This window comes from Mesorhizobium sp. M7A.F.Ca.CA.002.09.1.1 (assembly GCF_003998555.1).
GTDB classification, from domain to species: domain Bacteria; phylum Pseudomonadota; class Alphaproteobacteria; order Rhizobiales; family Rhizobiaceae; genus Mesorhizobium; species Mesorhizobium ciceri.
The window spans coordinates 1-781 of sequence record NZ_RZRR01001430.1; the positions used below are offsets into that span (position 1 = coordinate 1).

The 781-nt window shown below is 63.4% G+C and carries 1 protein-coding gene; it reads right to left on the reverse strand.

Going from position 1 to position 781, the window contains the following annotated elements:
• On the reverse strand, positions 1–781 hold a 781-nt coding region (locus tag EN994_RS33765; RefSeq protein ID WP_127308275.1), incomplete at both ends, for an alpha/beta hydrolase.

Here is a 781-nt window from a genome sequence, read left to right on the forward strand (position 1 = left end):
CGGGTCGGGTTCGTCCGAGGCGAGGCCCGCCGGCGCCCGCAGCCGGTCGCCGAGCAGTTGCACCAGCATCGGGTTGTCGGCGAATTTGGCGTGGTTGAGGCGGTCGCCGCCCTTGGCCTGGGAAAGATCGACCACCGACACGCCATAGCTGGCGAGGTCTGCAGCGTTGCCGTAGTCGCCGACGCGCGGCTTGTCGCCCGAGATCAGGGACGAGAGCTTGAGAGCCCGGTCATCCGCAGAGAGCAGGATGGCGAACGGCTTGTCGGGTTTGCCGTAGCGGATCATCTGCTTCTTGAAGACGTCGACATCGATGTCGGGCGAGGCCAGGATGACGTAGCCCAGTTTGCCGCCGAGATCCCGGTCGCCGGTGATGGCAAGCTGGCGCAGCGTCTCCATGGTCACCCAGGTTCCCATCGAATGGGCGATGATGTCGATGCTCTTGACCTTTGTCTTGGCCAGCATCCTGAGCGTCGCCTCGAGGTCGTCGCGCGCTGCGTTGGCGCTTTCCTTGTCGTAGATGTAACCCGTGGTCTTGCCGCTCGAAGCCCAGGAGAACAGCACCGGGGTGCCGGGATATTTGGTGTCGTGGGCGATCTGCGTCAGCCGGTAGATGCCGTCGTCAAAACCGTTGTTGAAGCCGTGCACGAAAACCAGCGCACGGTCGCCGCGCATGGAAATGTCGGCGCCGACCGCTTTGGCGAACTGGGGCGCGCCTTCATAGAAAGTGACGTCCTTGGCGGTAAAATCCTTGGCAGGATTGCTGTTTGCCGATCCCTTGGCC